The organism is Desulfitobacterium nosdiversum (assembly GCF_049860565.1).
Classification (GTDB): domain Bacteria; phylum Bacillota; class Desulfitobacteriia; order Desulfitobacteriales; family Desulfitobacteriaceae; genus Desulfitobacterium_A; species Desulfitobacterium_A nosdiversum.
Window position 1 is genome coordinate 3,467,554 of record NZ_CP172056.1, and the last position, 20,559, is coordinate 3,488,112.

Below are 20,559 nucleotides of genomic sequence, written 5' to 3' on the forward strand. Positions count from 1 at the left end.
AATAAGCCATTATGTAATTTACCATAGCACTTATTTGTTAACATTTCGTGAACGGTGTGTGATAAATAAATATTATTATGCTAAAGTCAGGGCGTTATTTTAACGCCCTGACCCCATTAAATAGCAACTTCTATTTAGTTGGAAATCGTTCTTATTTCTCTTTGCTTTCTTAACTGTATCGGTGTCATCCCATAACTTTGCTTAAATATTCTATTGAAATGTTCCACGTTTTGATAACCGACAGCATCCGCGATACGTTCAACCGTCATGTTCCCATTCTTTAAAAGTATGCATGCTTTTCCCATTCTAATTTTCTTTACATTTTCGCTAAATGTTAATCCTGACTTTTCTTTAATAAATTTGGATAAATACTGCTTGCATAAATAAAATTTTTCCGCTAAATCATCTAATGTCACTGTTTTATAATTTGCGTGAATATAATTCGATATTTCTAACATTCTCTCATCCTTGCTGTCCGAAATCTCCCTGATTTGCGGGAGCTGATTCACTGCAACTACAAGTGCTGCAATGGATGCTTTAATAATATCGGCATCAAAGCCAACCCCCCAATAAAGTTTCTCATTAAAGCTTATTCCGACATAGGCCGCGGCTTTTGATGAAGAACCTCTTTCTAAAGCATGTTCTTCATATATTGACAGTTCATAATTAACTCCAAAATACTTTTTAATGGCATTATTAACCGCGTCCAACCTTCCGTTTCCATTCGCAGTTACGATATTAGTGGTCCCGTTATGATCAATCTTTGTTACAGCCCTTATCCCGTCGATCTGTTCAAAATGAGCATCACTTATCTGAAAGATTGGAGAATTATAAACGTATTCATCTTCAAATATCTGATAAATCAAAGCCGGAGATAATTCTTTGTGTTTTTTATCTGAAACACCCTTTATAAAATATCCCACTTCTTCTTTCATTTCTTTCGGAAGTGACAATTTATAGTTTTGTTTTAAAATATAACTTACTCCGCCTTTACCGGATTGACTATTAATACGAATAATATCTGATTCATAATCTCTTCCCACATCTTTTGGGTCAATCGGAAGGTAAGGGACTGTCCATTTATCCGATTCTTTTTCCTCTCTCCATTTCATTCCTTTCGCTATCGCATCCTGATGCGAGCCGGAGAATGCGGTAAAAACAAGTTCACCCGCATAAGGTTGTCTTTCATACACTCTCATCCTTGTAAGGCGTTCATATTTCTTACTGATTTCAGGCATATTGCTAAAGTCAAGCAACGGGTTCACGCCATGTGAATACATATTCATGGCGACCGTAATAATATCAACATTTCCTGTTCTCTCACCATTCCCAAATAATGTTCCCTCAACTCGATCAGCACCTGCCAAAATTCCAAGCTCAGCATCACATACCCCGCAGCCTCTGTCATTATGAGGATGGATGCTTAATACCACCGAGTCGCGTTTTTGGAGGTTTTTACTTATATATTCAACCTGGCTTGCAAAAACATGAGGCATTGCATTTTCTACAGTGGTCGGTATGTTAATAATGACCTTATGATCATTTGCGGGCTGCCATATATCGATCACCGCGTTGCATACATCAAGTGCATAATCCACTTCTGTTCCCGGAAAACTTTCAGGACTATATTCAAAAGAAAAATTCCCATCTGTTTCATCGGCAAGCCGCTTCAATAATTTTGCGCCTTTTACGGCGATCTTTTTGATTTCTTCCTTACTTTTTCCGAATACCTGCTCGCGCTGTGCTACTGATGTTGAATTATATAAATGAATAATAGCATGGGGAGCCCCTTCAACTGCTTTAAACGTCTTTTTAATAATATGTTCTCTTGCTTGTGTCAGGACTTGGATTGTAACATCATCAGGAATCCTGTTTTTTTCAATTAATGCTCTGATAAAGTTGTATTCTGTTTCTGAAGCGGCCGGAAATCCCACTTCGATTTCTTTAAAGCCAATATCTATGAGCAGCTGAAAGAACTCCAATTTTTCATCAATGCTCATCGGTTCAATAAGCGCCTGATTTCCATCGCGCAAATCAACACTGCACCATATAGGTTCCTTCTGAATATAATCTTTCTTTACCCAATCATAGGTTACTACAGGCGGCATAAAATAAGCTCTTTCATATTTTTCGTAATTCTTCATCATCAACACTCCATTCCCATAAAAAAAATCTTTCGACTCCATTGTAAAATTTACAATAGAGACGAAAGATTATATCTTACGCGCTACCACTCTATTTCATGATCATTCATGCACTCATCAAGTACGGACATAATGTCGATACTCTTTCCTCGTAACGGTGGAATTCCGTCTGCATCTACTCTCTTAATAACATCAACCTGATTGTGCTCAGCACATTTAATTTTGGCAATGTCATTAAGGTTCAATCAGAAGCTCCAAGGTGAGTTCATTATATTCCCTCTGCTGTTTTTCATCTGCCAACAGCTTTCTGAAGATCAGGTTTATAATTACTATTCCTCTTCTTAGCATTTCCTTTCATTTAAGATAACATTTTTATGCCGAATATAACAGTATTAAATTTAGTCAATTTTATTGATCTATTTTAATCTGATAAAAGCAATTAAACACTGCTTATAGAAGTCGTCACAATAAAAAAATAACCCCATCATAGATGGGGCAGAAGGAAAAGTAGGAACAATCACAGTTTTAATTATAGTTACATTTTCTTAAAGCAACCTGAAAGCGTACTGAATATTACCTTAAAAATTGGTAATCGAAATTGCCTCCTGCAGTTTTTTATTTTGCAGTAACTTTTGCAGATGTTTTCTTTTCGTTAGAATCTTTAACTTCGACATATACAGGGCAACCAATAATATACATAAGAAGTTGTTTTTTCATTTAAACGTTACCTCCTTTCTATTAGCATAAAATCATATGACTCTTAAAATAAACGGACAAAGAAGCGGTGCCATGATGACTGTTATTAGCCCCGCAAAGATCATGGAAAGGCTAGCGATCGTACCTTCTAAAGAACCTATATCTAAGGCTGTCGAAGTTCCAACTGCATGGGCACTCGTTCCTAACAGAACTCCTTTGGCAATAGGTGAATTGAGATGCAGAAGGCGGATTATCAATGGGCCTATAATAAGGCCGATTAGACCGGTAATAATAACAAATACTGCGGTTAGAGCGGGCGTCCCACCTAAAGTTTGGGAAACTCCGATGGCAATTGGAGTGGTCACTGAACGCGGGGCCAAGCTTACGATAATCTGGGGGCTAAAATTAGCCGACAGTCCTAGTAAGACGGAAGTTAGCAGCGCAGAAAATGTACCAACTAATACACTCAAAATAATAACGGGGAAATATTTTATAAATATCCGGTAGTGTTTATGCAAAGGTAAAGCAAAGGCTACAATTGCAGGTTGGAGTAACATCGTTAACCACTTTCCCCCGGAAACATAGCTGGAATAGGAAATATGAAAGATTGATAAGCAGACCACTAATCCTACTGGAACCACTAACAATGGAGAAAAAAGTGCTAGTTTAATGCGCTGATATAAGGTTTGGGCACCATAATAGAAAAGAACAGTCAGAATAATACAGGTGAATCCTACGAAACCGATCATATAATTTTCCCTCTTCCTTGCTTATGCTGCATTATTAATTCTGCCGTAAGTCCGCTGCTGATCATAACAATAATGCTCCCAATCAAGATAATGAAGAGAAATTCAAGACCGGCTTTATGAATCAGGTCTTCATATTGAATGACAGCAACAACTGTCGGAATAAAAAACAACAGTAATTCTGTAAGGAGCCAGTTTCCTCCGATTACAACCCACCTATATCGAAATATCCTTAGCCGTAAAAGAAGAAACAATAAACCCATACCGATCAGGCTTCCGGGAAAACTCAAATGGAGTACCTTTGCCAAATAATTGCCGGCCACTGAAAACACATATAGAATTGCTATTTGAATGATCCCGATTTCTATCTTTCGTATTTTGTCAATGATTGTCTCGGGAAAAATAACTTTCACAATTTCTCATATCCTCTCATTCGTTGCCAATACACCTTAGTGGAAAATATCAATAAAGATTTTATAAATAGAGTATACAGCTGGAGGTTTTATGCGTAAAATACATATATGGAATAAATTATATTCCATTCATCTATAATTCTGTAAATTAAGTAAGTTAGGGAGTAAGGTCATGGACATCCGGCAATTAACATATTTTGCAGAAGTTGTGAAATGGAAAAGTTTTTCGAAGGCAGGGAAAGTGCTGCATATTACACAACCCACCATTAGTAAGATGGTCAAAAGTCTGGAAGACGAAATGGGGGTTATTTTATTAGAACGATCGACCAAGAAGGTTAAATTGACTGACGCGGGCGAAATTGTGTTTCACCATGCACTTCATTTAGTTCAATCCATAGATAATTTGGAATCAGAACTAGCGGATACGCTGCAGATGGGTAAGGGCCATATACGTATGGGGTTACCTCAAATGATGGGGTACAATTTTATTCCGAAAATATTGGCTGGATTTCATAAGCTTTATCCTCAAGTAATCGTTCAAATCATGGAAGATGGGGCTCGCAAAGTAGAACAAGCCGTAATCGACGGTGATCTTGATTTAGGAATAGCTGTTCTCCCAGTCAATGAAAATATATTTGAAATTCTCCCTATCATAGAAGAACATTTGATGCTGGTGGTCTATCCTGAACATCATTTAGCTGCTCGTAAGGAGGTTGACTTAAGCGAGTTAAAAGAAGAATTATTTATTTTTTACCCAGAAAATTTTACATTACACTTCCATATAAAAGAAGCCTGCTTACAAGCAGGATTTCAACCCAACGTTCTTTACGAAAGCTCGCAATGGGATTTTATAAGTGAAATGGTGACCGAAAAGCTCGGAATTGCTTTTCTCCCGGAAGGCACATGTCAAAACCTTGATTCGAAACGGATCAAGATCATAAAGTTAAAACCGCCGGGTATTCCTCGTTACTTAGCTTTTATTTGGCGTAAAAATGCTTACCTCAAGTTTGTCACCAGGGGATTTATCAACTATGCGCGTTCTCAGGTACCGTTAATCACTGCTTCTAGAAATAACAAGTAAAAAAACTCGCCCTGATTTTCCTCTATTGAAAATCAGGGCGTAATTTTATTATCATTAAACTTATCAGTTCATTTTTCGCATTTCAACCTTTAAAAAAATGCATTACAGCACCTTTTCCACAAACACTTTAACAATATCGGGATCAAATTGAGTACCGGAACATCTTTCGAGTTCTGCTACAGCTTCTTCCTTACTTTTTGTTCTTTGGTAAGACCTTTTCGCGGTCATCGCTTCATAGACATCCGCTACTGCTATGATTCTCGCTTCTAAAGGAATGTCTTCTCCCTTCAGTCCACACGGATATCCTTTCCCATCCCAACGTTCATGATGAAAGAGTACGGATTCTGCTAACGGTACATATTCATCCACCGATCTAAGCATCTGATAGCCTGTTTCAGGATGGCGCCGAATAACTTCAAACTCTTCTTTAGTAAGCTTGCTTGGTTTATTCAACATTTCTGAAGGTATCGTTATTTTTCCAATATCATGTAAAATACCTGCTGTTTTTAGATCACTAACCTCTTTTTCACTAAATCCCATAGCTCTGGCAATAGCCTCACAGTATTGGGATACTCTTTCCGTATGAATTTGTTCTTGATCATATTTAAGATTAATATTACGGAGCACCGTCTCAATAGTTCGGTTCCTCATTGTTTTACCATATCTCAGCTTGTTATTATACATATTGTTATCCGCATTCATTTTTATGATTTCAATATCTTGATCCACATTCGTTTTTACGGCAAAGCCAACAGCCAAAGAGACAATCACAGAATCCAGGGTTGTCTTTGAAGTTATAGCTATTATTCTTTGCTTAATGGCTTCGGCCTGGGTTTCATCCGTATTGGGCAACAGTATGGCAAATTCGTCGCCTCCAACACGTCCGACGATGTCATCCGCTCTGCAAACTTCTGTCATGATATCCGCTACTGTCTGCAGCAGCCTATCACCCATTTCATGGCCAAAAGCATCGTTGGTGAGTTTTAATCCGTTTACATCTAAAACCATAATAGTGAAAGGGAGATTCCTTCGCGTATCCAATCTTTTAACCGCGTCCTCTATATAAGTACGATTATATAGGCCCGTGAGGTGATCATGGAAGCTCAAGTGTTCGATCTGCTTTTGTTTTTCTTTTCTCTCGGTACAATCCCTAAATACAATAACCACACCTGTTGTTCGTCCGCTGCCGTCCTTTATAGGGGCCGCACTGTCTTCTATGGATGTTTTGGAAACCATTTTAGACAAAAGCACGGCATGATTGCTTAGTTCAATAGTATTCCCTGTTTCCAATACCCTTTGAGCAGGATTTTCACAGGGCTCTTTTGTAATTTCATTGATAACTTGAAACACATCTTCTAACGGTTTTCCCAAAGCTTCTTCTTTACTCCAACCCGTAAGCTTTTCGGCAATTGGATTCATAATTTTGATTTTTCCCCGGTTATCTGTAGAAATGACACCGTCCCCCACTGAGAGCAACGTGGTTCTATATTGTTCTTTCTCATTATCAATAATTTCTTCCATTTTCTTGCGCTCAGTAATATCACGAACAATACAGAGAATTCTTTCTATTGTACCGTTATTACCAGGAATAATCGTAATTTGAGCATCAAACCAACATCGTCCTTGAGACAAGTCGAGATAATACTCGGCACGGCTGGGTTCACCGCTTTGCATTGTCCTTTTAATAGCCTCTTTCAGTATTCCTTGAGCCGGTTGCGGAAAACTAATCTCATCAATATGTTTATTGAGCATATTATCGAGTTTGACATATAACAGGTTAGAGTCCGGTGAATAACATTCCGTAAATATTAAATGATCATCCAGTACAATGACAAGGTCCTGCATGCTTTTAATCAAAGCAGTTTTACTGCGGTTCAGCTGCTCCAGATTAACGATATTATCTCTTACTTCCTTTTCCAGTTCTTCCTTCTTTACTTCAATTTCGCGGAATATGATATTTTGCGGATTCTTAACTGCAACCTCAATGACCGCTTTGTAAATAAAGTAGACCGATAATATCTTAAAGTAATGACCCAGCAAATTGATCACATCAAAAGGATCTGAATAAAATGTGAACATAAATTCCGTAAGTATCGAGAAAGAAAAGCTCAGGTAACAATTTTTAAGAGTATTCTTATCAAATTTATCTTTCTTTTTCCATAGATTGAAGAAAGCGATTGTAATAATGGTAATAATCACGTACTCGCTGACAATTTTAAAAGGTGTAAGCCCCGCTCCGACAACAAAAGCATTAGGAAATTTCCTTGCAAATATTGCAATGAGTCCTACAAGGGTAACGGTCAAATAAATCCCATATACAGCTCTTGTATTGATTTTTTTATTAAATAATATTGCAGCAATCAGCAAGGTCATGCTTTCAATATACCTTGAAAATATCCAGAGCTGTGTCGGCAAGTTCGCATCGTACCCGGCAAAAATATTCATTCCCTTGAAAGCCAGCATATGAAGTGAATCAATCCATATAATGAAAAAATATCCTATGCTAAGCAATCTCAAGAAATTGTTATCGAAATATCGTTTTGAATTAATGACGATGAAAAAAATAGTCAGTGAAACTGCAATACTGTAGCCTTCTGCAAAGACATGAAATAGATTATAGTTATAGCTCTTCATATAGAATAGCAATGCGACAATTAAACACTGAATAATGACATGCCGAATCACTTTTATTGCTTTCTTCGCAGTTAAGTCGATCACTATAATCTCCTCCTATTCTTTGATGTCAGAGATCATTAGCATTGCATTAAAAGATTAAGTAATTCAAAAGTACTCTTATTCTAAAATTCTTTATATAACGACATATTCCTGCATATATTCAAATACTTTCGATCATATAGGATTTTTTTTGCCTAACAATACAATCTTTTCATAGCAAAAAAGTTCCCTTAGATATTCATCCGAGGGAACTTAAATCACACTATAAAATTATCCGAAACCTCATAAAAGCTCTTTGAAACAGATATTTCTGATCAATATTATCTGATTCATAATAAAACGTCTATATCTAGGTTAAATGAAACAATTACATTAAAATATTATGTCTAAGTTAATGTCTTCTAATTTGGCGCATCCGGTTAGAATCATTGCTTGTTTTAATTCCTTTGCCATGGTCTCCAAAGCAAGCGTTATCCCTTCTTCTCCAGCCCCGGCCGCCGCCATCAATAATGGTCGTCCAACCAATACACCATCCGCACCCAAAGCCATCATCTTTAATACATCGATGCCAGTGCGTACTCCTCCGTCCACTAATATAGTGACGCGGTCCTTAACACTTGCCGCAATCTCTTGCAGCACTTCAGCTGTACCCGGTGTATAATCCAGGACTCGCCCGCCGTGATTGGAAACAACGACAGCAGCAGCCCCGGCTTCAGCGGCAATTTCAGCTTCATCCGAAGTCATGACTCCTTTTACAATGAAAGGAAGAGATGTTCTGGAAATAATCTTTTTCAAATCATCTTTGGTTTTAGGTCCGACGGGTTGACCTGCTAAAGTCATGGGTATAATCCCCGCTGCATCCACATCCATTCCTATCGCTTGAGCACCAGCCTCCTCGGCCATGGCGATATATCGAAAGACTTCTTCATTATTTCTGGGCTTTATAAAAGGAATTCCTTGGCCTCCGGCTTTTTTTATCGCTTCCAGTCCAGAAGCAAACATTTGAGGATTCGGTCCATCTCCGACCATAGCAAGCATTCCAGCTTTCAGAGAACCCTGAACAACAGCCTCTGACCATTCCTGTTCACTCATTATTCCGCCTGCATTCATAGAAATTCCCGTCATCGGCGCTGCCAGGATTGGAGCTGACAAAACATGTCCGAACATGGATGTTTGCGTATTTGGTTCTTTTGCTGAATGCAAGGTTCTCAAATTGATTCGCAAAGCTGCGAGTGCATCGTAATTATTTTCAAATGCTGATCCTGTACCGACTCCGCCCATACCCGGCATTTCTCCGGCACATGCCCGTCCGTTGCACTCTCTGCACACGCGGCAATATCCTTTAAGCTTTTCGCGCGCAACTTCTCGTACCATCTGCATATTCATATAGGATATCCCTCCCTGTTACCAACCACTATAAACTTTTCTCTAAAAAATCGCAATGGATAGCAAACCTTTCCTAAAAGCATATCAATAATCCGGCTATACAAATTAATATCAAAATCAGTTAGTTAAACTTTTCTTATTCTTATTAAATAAAGTCCTAATAGTCCACTTAAAATGGGCTGTTAGGACTTTTATATTTACAGTATAATATCTTCGATCGTTATATTTAATTCTTTATTTAAGTCAACTATTGAATTATTGGCCAAAACAATAGGTCTATTTGGATTTATTCTGTTTTCAACAACAAATCCCACGGTCTTATTCGACAATCTCACACTGCTCCCAAGTGGGTATAGTGCTATACACTCTGAGAATTTCTTTACTATATCGAAATCCAGGTGTGTTCCGCATGAACTAAATAAGTACTCTATTCCCTCTTTGGGCGACCACCTTCGTCTATAGGGTCTCGCATTTGTTATGGCATCAAATACATCGCATACCGCTACTATTCTTGCAAATTCGTGTATTTCATTACCTCTTTGTCCATCAGGGTATCCGGATCCGTCTACTCGTTCATGATGGTGCAAAATTATTGTTCTTCCATTTACGTCAAGTATATCGAATACTTTCGATCTATTATAGCCATTTATTGCATGCTTCTTTATAATTTCAAATTCTTCATCTGTTAATATATCCGGTTTATTCAATATCTCAATAGGTATCAACATCTTACCTATATCATGTAACATTGCACCTATACCCAGCATTTTTAGTTTGCTTTTTGGGTACCCCATTGATAATCCGGTTACTATCGATAATAGTAATACATTTAACGAATGCGAAAAGGTAAAGTTATCATACCCATGTAAGTCCACTAAATCTATTATTATGTCATGCCCAGTTATTAACTCTTCAACTATTCCATCTACTATATCCAACAGTTCATCTGAACTAATTAAAGACTGGTTGATGAGTTTTGTCGCTGTTTTTAATTCTTCTGCTATTTGCGCTTTGACTTTTGAATACAATACCTCTTTTGATTCCGTTGGGTATCCTATCGCTGAACAATAAATCTCTGTTATTTCATATTTAATTAAATTCATTATCATTCCTTTTGTAAGTATTGCACCCTTTACTAGAAGCGCACGGCCTGAAGAATCATAAATTGTTTTAGCGAGCACATCGCCTTCTAAGACATTATTTATACTAACCAGTCTCATTTTGATCCCTTCCTTGAAGAATCCCATTTTTAAATAGTTATAACATAATAATATTTCTACAAAACTTCTTATATTCCTTCTTATTTGAATTTTCCAACAATCAGGAATACCTCTCCCCATACTCAAAATCAGCAATTGTTCTCTCACTGTCACGAAGCTTTTAAATTATGATCGCAAACGCTAATAAAGCCAAATGCAGCAGCCGTTCTACATGTTTGTTAATAACTAAAATATTTAAATATTCGACAAATTTCTCAAAATATAGTGATTATCCTGGGATACAATTCAATCATGACCATACGGAAAGGAGTTGTACTCATTTATGAGTAAACTTTCACAAAACAACTCGTTCAGTTGGAATGGAGATGCTGTCGCTTGCGATAGCGGGATAATCTGGGGGATAGCTGAACAGGTTAACGGGTTGATGGCGATCTTAGTTAACACACCGGGCGGAGTACTAACCGGAACACAATTAAAAGCTCTCGCGGAAATCGTGGGCGAAGATGGTGTAATGAAAATCAGTCGTCGCATGTCTCCTATTCTCTTAATACCCAAAGAAAAAGTTGAAACAGCGATCTCTTGTCTCGAGAGTGCGGGACTGCGTATCGCAAACCTTCATAAGAGTGTGCGCAATATTGTTGCCTGTCCAGGTAAAGGGTTTTCGTCGAATTCAAGAGGAGATACTTTAGAACTGGCAGCGGCACTGGATAAGGAATTTTACGGCACACTGCTGCCATGGGATCTCAAGATCGCAATCGCGGGCTGCCCTCGAAATTGTGCGGGAATCACCTGTCAGGATATTGGCTTGATGGCCGAACCGCGCAGTCGATTTTCTCTATGGCTTGGCGGGACAGAAACCGGTATGAATCCACGCCATGGGGCACTTGTAAAGAAAGGAATTCCCCGCACACAGGTACCTGCGGTCATTCGGAAAATCCTCGAAATATATTGTGAAAAAGCCAAACAATATGAGCCTGAATTTGATTACAAGGTCAGGCTTTACAACATAATCGAAAAGACCGGACTCAATCCGTTCTTACAAGGCATTGACGATGTTTTAGCAATCTAATAAAACTTGCGCAAGAAGAATGGAGGCAAAGAAATGGGCTACCAGGGCTTCAGTAAGTTAAGTGCGTATAAAGCGTTTCGGCAAATGGATAATGCTTGTACACCGGATTGTCAGTGCACGGCAGATTGTCAATTATTTAGAGCGAAAGAGTATTTAGGCCTCGCGGCTCAAACGGGGGAAAAGTTTTCCGATGAAATTCCCGATGACATCATTGAAATCTTTCGCAGTGCGCCGGTTATTATTGAACGATATAACCAAATTAATCTTCTTAACGCTTTTCAGGAAGTCCAAGGAATTTGTGACAATTGCAAAACTCATGAACATGATCCCTTCTGTACAGTAAATATTGTATCGACCGCATTGGGCATTCTGCTTGTTGGCAAGGATTATTCCACCGACAAAGACAAAGATCAGGCCCGTTTATGTTAGACTCCAAACTTTCCGAATACTCCTCTTTCCCTTTTCTGCTCTGAAATCCGCGGATACTCGATTCCGTTTATTTCTATTTTAAGGTTTGCGGCCCAAGGACAGCTAACACGCTTTCCCTGGATGTTGCAAACCTTTCTCGTTTTATTAAGCCATCTATCCAAATGCCGATTAAGTCTTGTAACATCTGGATCCGTAAATGATTTGCAGTTCCCTCCCTACCATATTGTGGCAAATCATATAGACAAAGCATAAGCTGTATTATCTTCGAGCAAAGGAGGAATTTAGATGGCATTTGGTGGTGTTGATGGAGTATGTACCCCTCGTTTCTTACCTGGTATCGCAATCGTAGTAGTCATCATTCTTCTGCTTATCGCAATGGGAATCGTCTTCTAATCTGTTCTAAAAAATATTTTTGAAGGAGGTAATGGTATGTTCGGAATGGGTGGCATGGGATTTGGTGGAGCATGTTGTCCCCCCGTTGGTGGCGGCGTAGGTGTAGGCGTAGGTGTAGGAATCATTGCAATTGCGATCTTAATCCTCATTGCATTAGGCGTAATCTTCTAAAAAAGAAAGGGCGAAGCTTATGGTTGGACGTTTTAGAGGATTTGGGTTTTTCCCGTTTTTTAATCCATTCTTTTTTCCATTTTTCTTCCCGTTTTTCTTTTTCCGTCGTCGGAGGTTTTAACAGTTCAGGGCTAGGCTTTAATGTCTAGCCTTTTATAATGGCGACATGACCTCCATTAACTATGATGAGCAGACTAATATGCAGAAGCGTAGATATGTCCGGAATAATTTGCTGATTATGCTGATATAACAACGTGAAGTTATTAGGGTTTAATCATAGCATTTTAGGTGATATCATTAAATTAGGCGACAACTTAGAAATAAGCAGGAAAAGTTGGAGGTATTCGTACATATGCAGGAAAACAATGTCTTCTGCCAAGGGGGCCAATATTATAAAAAGCTTTATTTTATCTGGTATTTTGATGACGACGAAGGTTACGGAATTGATGTTTTGGGGGAAAGAATTTTGGAAGAAGGCATCCCGAATGAGGAGAATGGGAGTCTCTTCTGCAGCGTAGTTAATTGGTCATTTGGAAAGGGTACAGAGGCACGTGATTTGCGCAGATCTTGGGGTGAATATGTTGCTGATATGACAAAAGAAAACGGCAGTACTATTCCTCCCGATCTTGTTTGTCTGCGTCTTCGTTTTAGCCCTGAAGATAATCAGTTAAAAGGAGATTTGCAGGAAATAAACAAACTTCTTTCGGACAAAAAAAATCCGGGATAACTAAACCAAAATGGCGAGATTTAAACATCTAAAAGGTTGATCCACTGCGACTATTTTTTTAGTGATGCGACATAGTCGCCAATCGCTTTAACCTGAGTATCGTTTAAAGAACTTGCAAATCCAGGCATACTTCCTTTACCGTTTTTGACAATGCTTTGAACTTTCCCTGAATTATTTTTCCATTCGTCCGTGTTAATAGCAGGTCCGCTGCCGCCCGCTCCTCCGGCTCCATGACATCCTGCGCAATTCGAGGTATAAAGGGCTGAACCGTTGGCTTGGGTCGCAGCGGGTTGGTTGGTAACCGGAGGTGTTGAGGGTCCGTTTGGTGGAGCAGGCGTTGTTGTAGATGGTGTTTGAGCGGATTGCGAGGGCACTGGGTTAGCTGACGGATTGGTGGGTGCGGGAGCTTGTTTGTTACAGCCTCCTACGACAATAAAGGAAAATAAGCCAAGGATAACCAGAGTTTTTTTCAGCATAATAAATTGGTCCCTCCCTAAGCTGATCTCATGTTTAAAGTGCACATTAAGGATTCCAGATATTCCTGCCGCAAAAGTTAAGGTATAAATGTATTTATTTTGCACTATGCTATTATAAACAATTATGCTTCAAGACATTACGTACCGTTATTGTTGGGGATACTAACAAATACTAGGAAGGTAGGGTGCCGTTCAAATGATTAATCCAAATGTGCCCAATTTTGATTTTCATGGACCTAGTCCTGTATCCATGTTCTTGGCGTTTATCCTTCTGCTCGCCGGTGGTTTGATTTGGTTTATGACAGGATGGTATGGCTGGATAGTGATTGGTGTTTTCTTAGCAATTCTAGTGGGTTATGGATTGAAAGTTGCCAATCAGTGGGAGAAAGCTGTTATTCTGCGTCTTGGTGAATTTAGCCATTTAGCTGGACCCGGTGTGTTTTTTATGATCCCAATAGTAGACTCCGTAAGCAACTGGGTTGACCACCGTACGATCACTACGACTTTTAAGGCTGAACAAACATTGACAAAAGATACTGTGCCCGTTGACGTTGATGCCGTGTTGTTTTGGACGGTTGTCGATGCTAAGAAAGCAGCTTTGGAAGTTGCGCAATATAAGGATGCAGTGTTCTGGGCTGCCCAAACAGCTTTAAGGGATGTTATCGGCCGAACAAATTTAGCGGAGATGCTTTCGGACAGGGAAAGAATCGATCGGGAGCTCAAAGAGGTTATTGATAAGCGGACCGAGCCATGGGGTGTTAATGTTAACGCTGTTGAGATTCGTGATGTCGTTTTGCCGCCGGGATTACAAGATGCGATGAGCCGGGAGGCCCAGGCAGAACGCGAACGCAGAGCCAGAATAATCCTGGGAACTGCTGAGACGGAAATTGCCGCTAAATTCGCTGAAGCGGCCAAATCCTATGAGAATAATCCCGTTGCCTTGCATTTACGGGCAATGAATATTTTGTATGAAGGCATCAAAGAAAAAGGTGCGATGGTCATTGTTCCTTCTTCCATAGTAGAGACAATGGGTTTAGGTACCGTGTCCGGTTTAGCTAGCTTAGCTTCAACCGTCAATGCTCCCAAAGAATAACTTGTTTGATGAAAATAAAACGTCCTCCTAAGCTGGAGGGCGTTTCATTTCTATATTAATATTTACGTTAACTATTCCCCACCTCCCCCAACGTCCCCAACGGATGATTTACTTTCGATAATGTGAAACCGAATGGATCGTTGGGTTTTTCGATGTCCTAGTCATTTTTCCTCATAGAAAGACCTTTGGCAATCACCGATTGCACAACTGATGAGCATCAGCCACCGGCAGGGTTTTTCGTAAGACATTCACATCCGGTATTGGCACCCGTATGTTTCTTTATATCATCCAATGTGGAGCAACATTGAGCTACACCCACATGATATAAGATTTCTTCCTCCGTAACATTCGCACAATAACAAATTGGACAGGGAGGAAGAACTTTCTTAAACCAAATCTTATTAACCAGTTGGTCTTGAAGAATTGTTTCCTCGCCTTGAGTGTAATAGGCAACATCGCATTCGGGAGTTCTACACAAGAAAAACTGCTCTCCTTCAACTTTTATGCCTTGTTTTACTTGGTGCTCAACTGTTATTTTACGTACCTTCTGTCCAATTCCATGACAAATTGGACAAGCCGGAATCATATTTGTATTTGCGGAAAGTTCAATCATAATTATTTCCTTCCTTATGTCTAAATGCAGAAACCATCTGATGTGTAAGAATTAAGGCAGCTTAAGGTTGTTTGATCTCATCATTCATTCTACAATTATCCTCAATTTCCTGCAAAAAGGATCCGATCTTATTATCTGTTTGGAACAATCCAAAAAAATTATTCAACTCCCAAAAATTACATGCTGAACATTTGTAATTCAAAAATCTTTTATTATAGTTTTTATGTTACTATAATTTCCGAAGCTCTATCACTTTATTTAGGAGGGAAAAAGTTTAGTGAAGAAAAATATGGTTTACAAGTATTTAGCATTGTTTCTTGCTGTTTCAATAAGCTTAACCCCTTTACTGTTTTTAAATCCGCTCGGTGCATCTGCTTCTACCTTAAGCACTTCGCGTATAGGGGGTACCGACCGAATAAAGACGGCCATACAGATTGCAGATAACGGTTGGTCTTCTAACTCTAATGCAGTCGTCCTAGTTCGGGATGATGATTTCCCGGATGCCCTTGCAGGTACCCCACTTGCTCACATATTTAACGCGCCCATACTTCTGACTAATAAGAACATTTTAAGCCCGGATACCGAAACAGAACTTACTAAACTCCATCCTAAAATTATTTTTATATTAGGATCCTATGGAGCTGTATCAGAACAAATCGAAACAACTCTCAAATCAAATTACACTCAAGATGTACGACGTATTGGTGGATCTGACCGATATGATACAGCCGCTAAAATTGCCGAATATATGCATCAACAGAGTGGAAGCAGCTATACGGATGCCGTCATAGCTTATGGTGAAAACTTCCCTGATGCATTGGCCATTTCATCGTTTGCCGGACATGACCAAGTGCCTATCCTTCTAACTCAGACTCATTCTATCCCTGAAGTAACAAAAAGTACCCTAAATGATTTAGGAGTAACAAATACCGTGATTGTCGGTGGTTCCGGAGTAATCGATGATAATGTTCTTAGTCAATTACCCCATGGAGTAAGAATTGCAGGTAATAGTCGTTATGAAACCGCAAGCGCCATTGCCTCCGTTTTTCAACCCACTCCAAAAAACCTCTATATTGCCACTGGTGAGGCCTTTCCCGATGCATTGGCCGGCGCAGCATTAGCAGCGAAAAATGGTGATCCTATTTTATTAGTAGATCCACAGTTCAGCAGCTCCGTTGTCATCAACTATTTACAAGAATATCGAAATAGTATTCAAAACGTAATTGTTTTAGGGGGTACAGGAGTAATCTCTCAAAGTATCGCTGATAAGATTAGTGGAATTATCCAAAACGGCTTTGTCTATGCACCAACCATCACTACGCCTACGGTTCAAGCGATTAACCCTTACGTTGGCGGAGCACCCCATTCTCCATTAACCATTAAATGGACAAGCGTACCCGGTGCCAGTTTATATTCTTTAATGATTATCGATATGAATACAGGAAGTATTGTTGCTTTTGTAAATCGCATCGAAAACTGGGGGGCATTCTCACCTGAGGTTGCCGGAACAGAAGGGCATCGCTATAAAATTAAAGTCGGTGCCAACGTTAATGGGAATCTTTACTGGGGAACCAGCTATAATCTTAATGTCATTGATATGTCAAAGAAATTGCCTACCCTTGTTTCGCCTGCAGCCGGTGACATTACAAATATAACCCAAGGCAATGATGTCACTGTCACTTGGGATCCAGCCGATCCAAACTTTACCACCCCCTATAAAGTTATTTTGCAAGATCAACTTAGCGGACAAATCCTATATTCTCAGTATGTAGATGGCACTGCAACAACAATTCCCGGGAGTTTGCTAAAAGCTAACGAAACATCATCTCATGATTATGTGATTACCGTCTGCATTACGAACGGCTCAGATAAGAGCGACCCGAATTATTTTGAGACAGACGCAACATGGGTAAATAAAAATCGAACTTTTTTACACGTAATGAACTAGTTCAAAATAAATATAAGGTCCATGGAATTAAAAACAGTTCCATGGACCTTTTTAGGGTTATCCAAAATATATTTCAAGATTTACTCAATCGCTTAAGATTTCCTTGAATTAACAATTATAAAGAAGTTTATCGGTTCATTTTTAGTATCAGTTCCAAACCAAAATCTTATTAACTTTTAGAAGATCCAAAAACTCCAGCTTCGAGTAACGCTTCATAACAAATGACGACCGCTGGTCCAATCAAAATACCCCCTATTCCCAATAACTGCACCCCTACATACATTGAGATTAGTGTTGGCAGCGGTTGTAGCCCAAGCCCTTTAGACATGATCTTAGGTTCTAGAAACTGACGTATCACAAGAGTAATAACCCACATGAATATCACCTTGAACCCATCTCCGAATAGTCCCATTATAAATAGGCCGACAATCCAAGGTCCAAATAAAATGCCCGTACCCACAATTGGTACTGCATCCAATAATCCTGCAAATACACCGAGGGTAACAGCATACCGATTGCCGATGAGCAGCAAACCGATAATGGTTGTAACTGCTGTCACAGACATTAGAATGGCTAGAGCCCGTAAATATCCCACGCCGGCCGCTCCCAGATCATGACCAACAGCCTTAGCACTGACTTGCCAGCGGCGTGGTAACAGATTAGCAATAAACTGTTTTACATTTGGAAAACTTGAGCTCATCATTAACGTTGCAACAAGGGAAACGATCATCACAATAAATATATGGGGTAATGCTGTTAGAAGACCAAGTAAAAATACACTTCCTGATTTGGCCCATTCTTGAAGCATTCTTGCCAAAGTTTCCGAAGAAGTATTTAAAGTACTTTGGATTTGAGGATTTATCTTGATAAACTTTTCCACAGCATCCACTTGCCGCGATACGAAGTCCATGAGATAGCTATAATTAGGCAATGTGATTGCTAACTCTGATAACTCAGTATAAAGGCGGGCAAAAATCCAAAAAACAAAAAAGCTTAATACGAAAATTGCTAAAAGAAGAGTAAGTACAGCTGCATACGGCCGGCGAATGTGTATGGCCCGCATCACATGCACAATAAGCGGTTCTAATAAAAAGGCGAGAATTAGCGCAATAATAAACGGTAAAAAGGCATTAAACGTTCTGGAAATTACTTCACCTAAAACAGGCAAAAAGTTTTGGAAAAAGTATGTAAAGACTTTCAACATAACAAGACCAATTGTTACCACCGTAAGCTTATTTACATTTGTCCATAGAAGATGTTTCTGGATACTCAACGTTTTCACCTCACAAAAGTAACTTTACCCCATAAAAACTCAACATATTTAAACCGCTGAGCTTATCGTTTTATCGCTTTATTGTCTGTCAGGTTTTTATAATTTATTTGGAGAATAAAGTTATACGGATTACGAATATATCATTTAGTTTTACCCTCACAGTAAAATCTATCACCAGTTTGTGGATTATAATAAACTTTAAGCTTTTTACCGTTAACAGGTCTTCTTAATCAAAGCGAAGAATTGATTCCTCGTAACACAACAGGACTCAGGAGTACGCTACACTCCTTACTCTCGACTAAAGAGATATTTTTCACCGTACTGATTCCTATGTACTTTGTTAAAGTCCAGATCATTATACGTATGGGGCTGCTTATTTTCAGAAGGATATCCAAGAGAAATAATTGTCTCCACCCTAAGATGACTCGGAATGCCTAAAGCTTTCTGAACATACTGTTCTGCGGTTTCCGCTTCCGAATGTTTACGCTCCCGGATTTGAATCCAACACGAGCCCAAACCCAATGATTCTGCAGTTAAATGAATAATTGTAGCCGCGATGGAGGCGTCTTCCACCCAGACATCGCTAACCGCTGGATCGGCCAAAATAACAATCGCCGCTGCGGAACCTTTCAAGTGCTCGGCTCCCTGCTTTGCCGGAGCCAGTTGGGCTAAAACCTTCCGGTCATCTAAAACCATAAATTCCAAATGCCTGAGCCCTCTTGAAGAAGGACTTAACAAAGCAGCCTGCACTAATTGATCAATCTTTTCCGGCTCTACTTCGGTATCTCGATAACGACGGATACTACGCCGTCTGTAAAGAATATTCAGCATGCTATTTCCCCCGTTCACACCCCTATTATTTATCATGAGACTGAGGATTACCAACCATATACGGTTCTTTGATTGAAATTCGCAGCCCCTTGGGAAAAATATACTCAACATCGCTAGATGGATTATTACCACGGTTAGAGGGGCCTTGTTTTGGTAACCGTTTCGTACGAGGTATAGAATGAAGCCTAGTTTAATCCCTTAATCAAAACTTCAAAATCTTTTGAATATCCGCTATGAGCTGTACAAAGAATCTCCACATTTTTTAGTAAAGCGAGTTTCTTTAGTGACTCCTTTTGAGTCTTTGTATCCATATTTTGTAATGCAGAAAATGGCTGAGCCTTACCATTATTTAGCCTTAGATTGTCGCCAGTGAACAACATGCTATTATTTATCAAATAACATGTTGATCCTGGAGTATGGCCAGGAGTTAGTATTGCTTGAACCTTTGTTGGTCCTAAATTTGTTATGTCATTATCAGAAACCATCTCGTACTTTCTTTTTATTGGCCAGTTATATATCCAAAACCTTCTCGGAGTAATCCGAGTTATCATTTGCTCTTCTGCCTTAGGAAGGTATATTTTAGCGTTAGGAAAAAGGTCAATACCTCCTGAATGATCATAATCCGAGTGTGTTAAAAATAAATCTACGGCCAATAAACACTATTATGTTAACCCTGACTAGGTAAGTAACCTATATATAGCTATTATTAAACCTATGAAAAAAAGCGCTGTAAAGATAGTCTTGTTGTTTTTAGCCAACCACTTCGGAAGAAAGATGTCAAATCCAACGACGGTTTGATCAGTATATTTCTCTCCGAGACGAGTAAGGGGGCACCGCCACCCGTTGATTAGTAAGATAGTTCCTTCAACTAAGACTAAAGCAACTGCTATCCAAAACAAAGGATTTATCATGTCCGTTATTGCCGCATAAAGAATATACAGTATAGTGAAAGCATAAAATGCCCAAATTACTGTATGCAGAACCTTGATTATAAAAAGTTTACGATATATACTTTTTGACCTTTCCACTAACTCACACTCCTGAGCATTTTTTAACAAGATTACAACAAAACAGCTTGAGGTTTTTTTCGCGGGTCATTGTTATACAAGCAATTTGACAGACTTGATAGTGAAAGGACAACACTTTAATCTAGCATTCCACAGGTTTCTTTAAA

The 20,559-nt window shown here is 39.1% G+C and carries 18 protein-coding genes and 1 other annotated feature; of the genes, 7 read left to right on the forward strand and 11 right to left on the reverse strand.

Translation table 11 applies throughout. The features are described from left to right. Positions 1-134: 134 nt before the first annotated feature. The 3 genes from ACHOLT_RS16915 to ACHOLT_RS16925 all read right to left on the reverse strand — a co-directional run bounded on the left by ACHOLT_RS16915 (position 135) and on the right by ACHOLT_RS16925 (position 3,999). Positions 135-2,144: a 2-isopropylmalate synthase gene (locus ACHOLT_RS16915; RefSeq protein ID WP_425808117.1), complete on the reverse strand. Its 2,010-nt coding sequence runs from the start codon at positions 2,142-2,144 to the stop codon at positions 135-137. Between the two features lie 54 nt (positions 2,145-2,198). Then, positions 2,199-2,496, reverse strand: a binding site (T-box leader). A 397-nt stretch (positions 2,497-2,893) separates the two neighbouring features. Beyond that, entirely contained in the window at positions 2,894-3,589 is a 696-nt protein-coding gene (locus ACHOLT_RS16920; protein ID WP_425803000.1) for an LrgB family protein, read from the reverse strand. After that, positions 3,586-3,999, reverse strand: coding sequence for a CidA/LrgA family protein (locus tag ACHOLT_RS16925; RefSeq protein WP_425803002.1), 414 nt, complete (start codon positions 3,997-3,999; stop codon positions 3,586-3,588). Before ACHOLT_RS16925 ends, ACHOLT_RS16920 begins: the two co-directional genes overlap by 4 nt. Before the next feature lie 172 nt (positions 4,000-4,171). On the opposite strand from ACHOLT_RS16925, the gene ACHOLT_RS16930 reads away from it, so the two are divergent. Further along, complete coding sequence (locus ACHOLT_RS16930; RefSeq protein ID WP_425803004.1) at positions 4,172-5,080, forward strand: LysR family transcriptional regulator; 909 nt, start codon at positions 4,172-4,174, stop codon at positions 5,078-5,080. Positions 5,081-5,182: 102 nt separating this feature from the next. On the opposite strand, the gene ACHOLT_RS16935 is transcribed toward ACHOLT_RS16930, so the two are convergent. The 3 genes from ACHOLT_RS16935 to ACHOLT_RS16945 all read right to left on the reverse strand — a co-directional run bounded on the left by ACHOLT_RS16935 (position 5,183) and on the right by ACHOLT_RS16945 (position 10,509). Beyond that, positions 5,183-7,798, reverse strand: coding sequence for an MASE3 domain-containing protein (locus ACHOLT_RS16935; protein ID WP_425803006.1), 2,616 nt, complete (start codon positions 7,796-7,798; stop codon positions 5,183-5,185). Positions 7,799-8,128: 330 nt separating this feature from the next. Further along, the gene (locus ACHOLT_RS16940; protein WP_425803008.1) at positions 8,129-9,142 is read right to left on the reverse strand and encodes an alpha-hydroxy-acid oxidizing protein; all 1,014 of its coding nucleotides are present in this window, start codon (positions 9,140-9,142) and stop codon (positions 8,129-8,131) included. 197 nt (positions 9,143-9,339) lie between these two features. Then, entirely contained in the window at positions 9,340-10,509 is a 1,170-nt protein-coding gene (locus tag ACHOLT_RS16945; protein WP_425803011.1) for an HD-GYP domain-containing protein, read from the reverse strand. A gap of 175 nt (positions 10,510-10,684) precedes the next feature. On the opposite strand from ACHOLT_RS16945, the gene ACHOLT_RS16950 reads away from it, so the two are divergent. The 4 genes from ACHOLT_RS16950 (at position 10,685) to ACHOLT_RS16965 (ending at position 13,151) form a co-directional block, all read left to right on the forward strand. Further along, positions 10,685-11,431: a nitrite reductase gene (locus ACHOLT_RS16950; protein WP_425803014.1), complete on the forward strand. Its 747-nt coding sequence runs from the start codon at positions 10,685-10,687 to the stop codon at positions 11,429-11,431. 33 nt (positions 11,432-11,464) lie between these two features. Continuing rightward, positions 11,465-11,860 (forward strand): nitrite reductase, encoded by a 396-nt coding sequence (locus ACHOLT_RS16955; RefSeq protein ID WP_425803016.1) that lies wholly within the window; start codon positions 11,465-11,467, stop codon positions 11,858-11,860. 429 nt (positions 11,861-12,289) lie between these two features. Continuing rightward, positions 12,290-12,424 (forward strand): hypothetical protein, encoded by a 135-nt coding sequence (locus ACHOLT_RS16960; protein WP_425803019.1) that lies wholly within the window; start codon positions 12,290-12,292, stop codon positions 12,422-12,424. Between the two features lie 352 nt (positions 12,425-12,776). After that, on the forward strand, positions 12,777-13,151 hold the full coding sequence (locus ACHOLT_RS16965) for a hypothetical protein (protein WP_425803021.1): 375 nt from the start codon (positions 12,777-12,779) through the stop codon (positions 13,149-13,151). Positions 13,152-13,201: 50 nt separating this feature from the next. Here ACHOLT_RS16965 and ACHOLT_RS16970 read toward each other — a convergent pair whose 3' ends face one another. Then, positions 13,202-13,627: a c-type cytochrome gene (locus ACHOLT_RS16970; RefSeq protein ID WP_425803023.1), complete on the reverse strand. Its 426-nt coding sequence runs from the start codon at positions 13,625-13,627 to the stop codon at positions 13,202-13,204. Positions 13,628-13,823: 196 nt separating this feature from the next. Here ACHOLT_RS16970 and ACHOLT_RS16975 point away from each other — a divergent pair, with 196 nt between their 5' ends. Beyond that, positions 13,824-14,720 (forward strand): slipin family protein, encoded by an 897-nt coding sequence (locus ACHOLT_RS16975; RefSeq protein ID WP_425803025.1) that lies wholly within the window; start codon positions 13,824-13,826, stop codon positions 14,718-14,720. Between the two features lie 217 nt (positions 14,721-14,937). Here ACHOLT_RS16975 and ACHOLT_RS16980 read toward each other — a convergent pair whose 3' ends face one another. Beyond that, positions 14,938-15,333 carry a (2Fe-2S)-binding protein gene (locus ACHOLT_RS16980; protein WP_425803027.1) on the reverse strand — a complete coding sequence of 132 codons (396 nt, stop codon included), beginning with the start codon at positions 15,331-15,333 and terminating at the stop codon, positions 14,938-14,940. 277 nt (positions 15,334-15,610) lie between these two features. Between ACHOLT_RS16980 and ACHOLT_RS16985 the strand changes: the two genes are divergently transcribed. After that, positions 15,611-17,281, forward strand: a complete 1,671-nt coding sequence (locus tag ACHOLT_RS16985; RefSeq protein ID WP_425803029.1) for a cell wall-binding repeat-containing protein — start codon at positions 15,611-15,613, stop codon at positions 17,279-17,281. A 169-nt stretch (positions 17,282-17,450) separates the two neighbouring features. On the opposite strand, the gene ytvI is transcribed toward ACHOLT_RS16985, so the two are convergent. From ytvI to ACHOLT_RS17000, 3 genes are all read right to left on the reverse strand, one after another. Next, on the reverse strand, positions 17,451-18,554 hold the full coding sequence (ytvI, locus tag ACHOLT_RS16990) for a sporulation integral membrane protein YtvI (RefSeq protein WP_425803031.1): 1,104 nt from the start codon (positions 18,552-18,554) through the stop codon (positions 17,451-17,453). 288 nt (positions 18,555-18,842) lie between these two features. After that, a complete protein-coding gene (locus ACHOLT_RS16995; RefSeq protein WP_425803034.1) occupies positions 18,843-19,385 on the reverse strand; it encodes a nitroreductase family protein in 543 nt (180 codons plus the stop codon). A 185-nt stretch (positions 19,386-19,570) separates the two neighbouring features. Next, entirely contained in the window at positions 19,571-20,038 is a 468-nt protein-coding gene (locus ACHOLT_RS17000; RefSeq protein WP_425803036.1) for an MBL fold metallo-hydrolase, read from the reverse strand. Positions 20,039-20,559 lie beyond the last annotated feature (521 nt).